A 7,450-nucleotide genomic window follows, 5' to 3' on the forward strand; every position below is an offset into this window, starting at 1 on the left:
GTGGCCACCCGCGGCGGCGGGGCGGGCGACGGCGCCGCGTGGCGGCTGCTCGCGACGCCGCTGCTCGCCACCGCGCTCGACGCCGCGGCCCTCGCCGGGCTCACCGCGCTCATCGACCGGCGACGCGCCACGCTGGCCGCCGCGTCGGCGTCGCTCCAGTCGACCGTCGACTCGGCGCTCCTCGGCGGGGTCCCGCTCGACCGCGAGGGGATGTCCCGTACCATCGTGACCACCGTCGAGGCCATCTTCCTCCAGTGCCGCTCGATCGACGAGCGGCTGCTCGGGCAGACCATCGTCGCGATCGCCCGCGAATACGGCTCCGACGCCAGCACCCCCGACTCCCGCATGGCCGCCCTCGTGCAGATCCCGCAGCAGCTCGAGCGCCTGCAGCAGCGCATCGCCGCGCGCACCACCCCCTGGTACGTGCGGCACGAGAAGCTGCTCGCCGCGCTCGTCTCCGGGACCGCCGTCGTCGGCGGACTCGCCAAGACGGCCATCGACCTCGCCGGGCTGGGGGGCGGGAAGTGAGGCGCGCCGTCCGCGCGGCGTCGTCGGCGTTCGCGCTCTCCGCGTGCGCGCTCGCGGCGTGCGCACGCCGCACGCCGCCCGCGCCGCCGACGCCCGACCCGCTCGCCGAGGCGGGGTCGTGGGAGGACGCGCGCGCGCGCGGCGTCGACTTCCGCGCCGTGGGGCAGGAGCCGGGCTGGCTGCTCGACCTCGACGTCGAGGGGGAGGTGCGCTTCTTCGGCGACTACGGGCGCACGCGCGTGGGCGCGCGCACGCCGGCGCCGACGCGCGAGGGCGGGACGACCACCTACCGCGTGGCCGCCGCCGGCGGCGAGCTGTCGGTCGCGCTCGCGCCCGGCGACTGCCGCGACGTCATGAGCGGCGAGGCGTATCCGTACGCCGTCACGGTGCGCCTCGACGGGCGCGAGGTCCGGGGGTGTGGACGCATGCTGAACGCGGGGACGCTCGCCGGCACGTACTGGCGGCTCGTGGAGCTGGGCGGTCAGCCCGTGCAGTCGCCCGGCGAGGGGCGCGAGCCGCACCTCGTCGTCGAGGCGGACGGCGCGCGCGTCAGCGGCCACTCCGGCTGCAACCGCTTCAGCGGCCCGCTCTCGCGCGACGGCGCCGCCCTCCGCTTCGGCCCGCTCTCCTCGACGAAGATGGCGTGCGCCGAGCCGGCGCTGAACCGGCAGGAGATCGCCTTCCTCCGCGGCCTCGAATCGGTGGACGCGGCGCGCGTCGACGGCGACGCGCTGATCCTCACGGCCGGCGGCGCTCCCGTCGCGCGCTTCGCGGCCGACCGGCTGCGATAAGCGAAGCGAGGCGCTCGGCGGCGAGCCGGCCGCCGCGCGCGTGCGGACGCCACGCGTGGGGGCGCCGTGAGCGCCGGGCGCCGGGCGCCGAGGATTACTCCGCGCGGCGCTCGGCGCCCGGCGCTCACTCGGCTGAGCGAGGGCGCGTGCGACGCGACGCGCACGTCGCTGCCGCGATGAGCCTGCGCTCCCCTCAGCCGCTCACGTACGGACGGAGGAATGGCGCCGTGCGGCTGCCGCGCGTCCGCGCCACCTCCGCCGGCGGGCCGGCCGCCACCACGCGCCCGCCGGCCTCTCCGGCGCCCGGCCCGAGGTCGACCACCCAGTCGCTGCCGGCGATCACGCGCATGTCGTGCTCCACCACGACCACCGTGTTGCCGGCGTCCACCAGCCGGTCGAGCTGCGTCATCAGCCGCTCCACGTCGGCCGGGTGCAGCCCCGTCGTCGGCTCGTCGAGCACGTAGAGCGTGCTCCCGCGCGCGGTGCGCTGCAGCTCCGCCGAGAGCTTGATGCGCTGCGCCTCGCCCCCCGACAGCTCGGTCGCCGGCTGGCCGAGGCGGAGGTAGCCGAGCCCGACCTCCTGCAGCACGTCGAGCGGGCGGCACACCGCCGGGACGTCGTCGAAGAAGGCGCGCGCCTCGTCGACCGTCATCGCCAGCACCTCGGCCACGTTCTTCCCGGCGTAGGTCACCTCCAGCGTCTTCGCGTCGTAGCGCGTGCCGTGGCAGGTGGGGCAGGGGGCGTACACGCTCGCGAGGAAGAGCAGCTCGACGCTCACGAACCCCTCCCCCTCGCAGGTCGGGCAGCGCCCCTTGGCGACGTTGAACGAGAAGCGCCCCGCGTCGTAGCGCCGCGCGCGCGCCTGCTTCGTCGCCGCGAACAGCTTGCGCACGTGGTCGAACAGCCCCGTGTACGTCGCGAGGTTCGAGCGCGGCGTGCGCCCGATCGGCCGCTGGTCCACGCGCACCAGCCGGCGCACGCCGTCCATCCCGCCCGCGATGCGGCCGCCCGCGGTCTCGACGGGGCGCGCCTCCAGGTCGTGCTCGGCCGACTCCTCGTCCTCCGACGGCGCGGCGTGCCCCAGCGCGTCGGCGACCAGCTCCACGAGCACCTGGCTGACGAGGCTCGACTTCCCCGACCCCGACACGCCGGTGACCGACACGAAGTTGCCGAGCGGGAGGCGGACGTCGAGGCCGTGCAGGTTGTTGCGCGTGACCCCCTCGAGCGCGAGCCAGCCGCGGGGCGCGCGCGGCGTGCGCGCGGGGAGCGCCGCGTCGGCGAACAGGTGGCGCGCCGTCGCCGAACCCGCCACGTCGCGCAGCCCGGCCGGCGGGCCGCTGTACAGGACCTTTCCCCCGTGCTGCCCGGCCAGCGGCCCGACGTCCACCAGCCAGTCGGCGTGGCGGATCACGTCCAGCTCGTGCTCGACGACGAACAGCGTGTTGCCGGCCGCCTTCAGCCGGTCGAGCGCGCGCAGCAGCGCCTCGGTGTCCGCCGGGTGCAGCCCCGCCGACGGCTCGTCGAGGACGTACACGACGCCGAACAGGTTGGAGCGCACCTGCGTCGCGAGGCGCAGCCGCTGCAGCTCCCCCGGCGACAGCGTCGGCGTGCTCCGCTCCAGCGAGAGGTAGCCTAGGCCGAGGTCGAGCAGCACCTCGAGTCGCGCGCACAGGTCCTGCGCGATCCGCTGCGCGACCAGCGCGCGCTCGGGGTGCTCGTCGTCGCGCGGGCGGCGCTTCGCCAGCCCGCGGAAGGTCTCGTGCAGCCGCGCCAGCGGGAGGCGCGACATCTCGGCGATGTCGAGCCCCGCGAAGCGCACCGCCAGCGGCTCGGGGCGCAGGCGCCGCCCGCCGCACGCCGGGCAGTCGCCGCTCACGAGGTACTGCGCGACGCGCCGCTTGATCATCGGGCTCTGCGTCGTCGCGAAGGTGTGCAGCACGTAGCGCCGCGCGCTCGTGAACGTCCCCATGTACGCCGGCGGCTCCTTCCGCTTCACGGCGCGCCGCGTCTCGGCGGGGGTGAAGCCCGGGTACACCGGGACCTGCGGCTGCTCGTCGGTGAACAGGATCCAGTCGCGCTCCTTCCGCGGCAGCTCCCTCCACGGCCGGTCGACGTCGTAGCCGAGGGTGACGAGGATGTCGCGCTGGTTCTGCCCGTGCCACGCCGGGGGCCAGGCGGCGATCGCGCGGTCGCGGATGGTGAGCGACGGGTCGGGGACCATCGACGCCTCGGTCGCGTCGTAGATCCGCCCCAGCCCGTGGCAGCGCGGGCAGGCGCCCTGCGGCGTGTTGGGGGAGAAGTCCTCGGCGTGCAGCTCCTTGGCGCCGCGCGGGTAGTCGCCGGCGCGCGAGTAGAGCATGCGCAGCAGGTTCGAGAGCGTCGTCACGCTGCCGACCGAGGAGCGGGTGGTCGGCGCGCCGCGCTGCTGCTGGAGCGCCACCGCCGGCGGCAGCCCGTCCACCTGGTCGACGTCGGGGACCCCCTGCTGGTCGAAGAGCCGACGCGCGTACGGCGCGACCGACTCGAGGTAGCGGCGCTGCGCCTCGGCGTACAGCGTGCCGAACGCGAGCGACGACTTCCCGCTCCCCGACACGCCGGTGAACACGACCAGCGCGTCGCGCGGGATGTCGACGTCGACGTTCCTGAGGTTGTGCTCCCGGGCCCCGCGCACGCGCACGAAGCCCCGGGGAATCGACGGGGGAGGGGACGGGGACTCGGACGGCACCTTAGACTCCGCGCATGGACAACGTCACCCACGCCCTCGCGGGCGCCCTGATGGGCGCCGCCGCCACCGCGCTCGTCGAGCGGCGCGCCGGGCGCCCCTCCACGCAAGGCTTCGGCCGGGTCGCGATGCTCCTCGGCGTGGTGGCGGCGGAGCTGCCCGACGCCGACCTGCTCTACGCAGGCCCCGTGCTGGGGATGGGGCGGCTCGGCTACCTCCTGCACCACCGCGGGCACACGCACACCGTCGTCTTCGCCCTCGCCGCGGCGCTCCTCCTCTGGGGCGCCGCGCTGGCGAGGCGCCGACGCGCGGGGCTCGGCCCTGGCGAGCGCGGCGCGCTGCTCGCGCTGGCGGCCGCCGGCACGCTGTCGCACATCGCGCTCGACTGGACCAACGGCTACGGCGTGCACCCGTTCTGGCCGCTCGACGACCGGTGGTACTACGGCGACGCCGTGTTCATCGTCGAGCCGTGGCTCTGGATCGCCGCGCTCCCGCCGCTCGTGCTCCTGGTGCGCAGCGCCGTCGCGCGCGCGCTGCTGGCGGTCGCGTTCGTGGCGATCCTCGGCGCGGCGTGGACCTTCGGGCCGGTGACGAAGGGGACGGCCGCCCTGCTGACGGTCGGCGCGCTGGCGTGGGCGGCGGTGGTGTGCGCGGCGCCGGCGACGCGCCGCGTCGCGCTCGGCATCGCGGCCTTCCTCGGCTTCGAGCTGGTCGCCTTCGCCGCCTCGGGCGCGGCGCGCGACCGGGTGCGGGCGGCGGCCGGCGCCGGGTACGTGGACGCCGCGCTGGAGCCGGCGGCCGCCAACCCGCTGTGCTTCGGCGCCATGGTGATGGAGGTCGAGGGCGGGATCTACCGCGTGACGGCGGCCGACGTGGCGCCCTTCCCGGGGCTCCGGGGCGTCGAGCGCTGCCGGCAGCAGGGGGGCGGCGGCGGCGCCGGGCGCCCGGCCCCCGCGGGCGTGCGGTGGGGGGAGGAGTGGGTCGCCCCGGTCGACGAGCTGCGGGCGCTGTTCGCCGGGCACTGCGAGGTGGCGGCGGCCCTCCGCTTCGTGCGCGTGCCGAGCTGGGAGCCGCTGCCGGGCGACTCGCTGCGGCTCGACGACCTGCGCTACGCCCGCGGCGGGGGCGGCTTCGCCTCGTTCGCGACGCCGGCCCGTGCGACGGTCTGCCCGCGCCACGTCCCGCCGTGGGTGCCGCCGCGCGCTGACATCCTCGTGAGAGGGTGACGCGCGGCACCAGGGCGCGCCCGGGAAACAGTTGCTTCCGAACGCCGGCGGTCGTTCCCGTCACGCCGGCCCGCTGGCGTCCCGCCCGTCCGTGACACGGACCGGGCGCCGCACCGTCCCCACGGTGCGGTGATGTGGCCGCCCTCCTTCCCCGAGCGCCCCCTTCAGATGCCCGCTCCCCGTCCCGGGCGCCGCGTTCTCGCGGCCGCCACCCTCACGGTCGTGCTCGCCGCTTGCGGCGACTCCACCGCCACGCCCACCTCGGCGTCCGCCGACCCGTCGCTCGCCAAGGGCGCGGCGCCCGGCAAGACGCTCAGCAGCATCCAGGTGAACCTGGGCGGGCTCCCCGCCGGGGTCGCCGGCAGCGTGGCCGTCGCGGGGCCCAACGGCTACGCCCGCACGGTCACGGCCAGCACGCTGCTCGGCGACCTGCCGAACGGCACCTACACCTTCACCGCGGCGTCGGTCGCCGCGTCGGGCACGACGTACACGCCCGCGCCGGCCACGCAGTCGGTGGCGGTGAATAAGGGGAGCACGGGGACGGCGACGGTCACGTACTCGGCGGCCGCGGCCACGACCGGCTCGCTCGCCGTGACGATCACCATGCCCGACGCCACGCCGGCGGCGGTCACGGTCACCGGGCCGGACGGCGCCTCGCGCGCGCTGACGGCGACGCAGACGCTCGCCGGCCTCGCCCCCGGCAGCTACACGGTCGCCGCGGCGACGGTGACCGCCGGCTCCACGACGTACACGCCGACGCCCGCCACGCAGACGGCGTCGGTGACCGCCGGCGCCGTCGCGTCGGCCGCCGTGGGCTACGCCGCCACGCAGACGCCGCCCCCGTCGGGGCTCAACCTCACGGTGCTCGGCGCCTACCTGACGCAGGGCGTGCAGACGATGGCCGGCGGGGTGCCGCTGGTCGCGGGGCGAGAGGGAGTGCTGCGCGTGTTCCCCGGCGCCAGCGCGGCCAACACCGCGCAGCCAGCGGTGCGCGCGCGCTTCTACCGCGGCGGCGCGCTCGTCGCCACGCTGACCGCCGACGCGCCCGCGGCCTCGGTGCCGACGGCGCTCAACGAGGGCTCCGCGACCGCGTCGTGGAACGTCCGCGTCCCCGGCTCGCTGATCCAGACCGGGCTCTCGGTGCTCGTCGACGTCGACCCGACCGGCGCGGTCGCCGAGAGCGTGGAGACGGACAACGCGTACCCGGCGAGCGGCACGGCGCTGAACCTCGACGTGCGCAACGTGCCGGCGCTCGCCGTACGCTTCGTCCCGGTGCTGCAGGCGTCGACGGGGCAGGCGGGCAACATCACCAGCGCGAACACCGCGTCGTTCCTGCAGGGGACGCTCGACCTGCAGCCGGTGAGCGCGGTGACGTCCGCGGTGCGCGCGCCGTACACCACGTCGCAGACGCTGCTGAGCGACGGCGCCGGGTGGAGCGCCACGCTGAGCGAGCTGCGCGCGCTGCGCACGGCCGACGGCGCGACGGAGAACTACTACGGCGTGGCGAAGGTCCCGTACTCGAGCGGCGTCGCCGGCATCGGCTACATCGGCGCGCCCGTGTCGATGGGGTGGGACTACCTGCCGAGCGGCAGCTCGACGATGGCGCACGAGCTCGGGCACAACTGGGGGCGGCAGCACGCCCCGTGCGGCGGCGTCTCGGGCGCCGACGCGGGCTACCCGTACGCCGGCGGCGCGATCGGCGCGTTCGGCTTCAACGTCCGCCTCGGCACGCTGATCCCGTCGTCGCAGTACGACATCATGGGCTACTGCTCGCCCAAGTGGATCAGCGACTACACGTACAAGGCGGTGATGAGCTACCGCGGCACCTCCACCGGCACGACGGTGACCGGCGCGTCGGTCGAGCCGGGGCTGCTGGTGTGGGGGCGTGTCTCGGCCGACGGCGCGGTGACGCTCGAGCCGGCGGTGCGCCTCACCGGGCGGAGCGTCCTCCCCGCGGCCGGCGGCGCGCTGACGCTGGAGGCGCTCGACGCCGCCGGCGGGTCGCTCTTCTCGCTCGCGTTCGACGCCGACGTGGTGGCCGACGACGAGTCGGGGGAGCGCCACTTCGCCTTCCTCGTCCCGATGAGCGAGGCCGCGCACGCGCGGCTCCAGACGCTGCGCGTGCGCGGGCAGGCGCGCGCGGCCGAGCGGAACGCGCGCGCGGCGGCGGCGCTCGCGGCGGC

4 protein-coding genes and 1 pseudogene are annotated in these 7,450 nt (G+C 76.4%); 4 read left to right on the top strand and 1 reads right to left on the bottom strand.

Annotated features, from left to right (window positions below; translation table 11 throughout):
• Window positions 1-528: hypothetical protein (locus PYV61_RS17595; RefSeq protein WP_275834006.1), on the top strand; the 528-nt coding region annotated here is incomplete at its 5' end.
• Entirely contained in the window at window positions 525-1,319 is a 795-nt protein-coding gene (locus tag PYV61_RS17600; RefSeq protein ID WP_275834008.1) for an META domain-containing protein, read from the top strand. The genes PYV61_RS17595 and PYV61_RS17600, both read left to right, overlap by 4 nt.
• A gap of 193 nt (window positions 1,320-1,512) precedes the next feature.
• Here the strand turns inward: PYV61_RS17600 and PYV61_RS17605 are convergent, their stop codons facing one another.
• Entirely contained in the window at window positions 1,513-3,996 is a 2,484-nt protein-coding gene (locus PYV61_RS17605) for an excinuclease ABC subunit UvrA (protein ID WP_275834010.1), read from the bottom strand.
• Between the two features lie 62 nt (window positions 3,997-4,058).
• Here PYV61_RS17605 and PYV61_RS17610 point away from each other — a divergent pair, with 62 nt between their 5' ends.
• Window positions 4,059-5,267 carry a metal-dependent hydrolase gene (locus PYV61_RS17610; RefSeq protein WP_275834012.1) on the top strand — a complete coding sequence of 403 codons (1,209 nt, stop codon included), beginning with the start codon at window positions 4,059-4,061 and terminating at the stop codon, window positions 5,265-5,267.
• Window positions 5,268-5,489: 222 nt separating this feature from the next.
• Window positions 5,490-7,450 (top strand): annotated as a pseudogene (locus PYV61_RS17615) (hypothetical protein); the annotation flags it as partial.

It is taken from the genome of Roseisolibacter sp. H3M3-2 (assembly GCF_029211165.1).
Taxonomy (GTDB): Bacteria; Gemmatimonadota; Gemmatimonadetes; order Gemmatimonadales; family Gemmatimonadaceae; genus Roseisolibacter.

Excerpts from the sequence above, each read along its gene's own strand:
- PYV61_RS17610 (WP_275834012.1), top strand. The coding sequence starts at position 4,059 with ATGGACAACGTCACCCACGCCCTCGCGGGCGCCCTGATGGGCGCCGCC.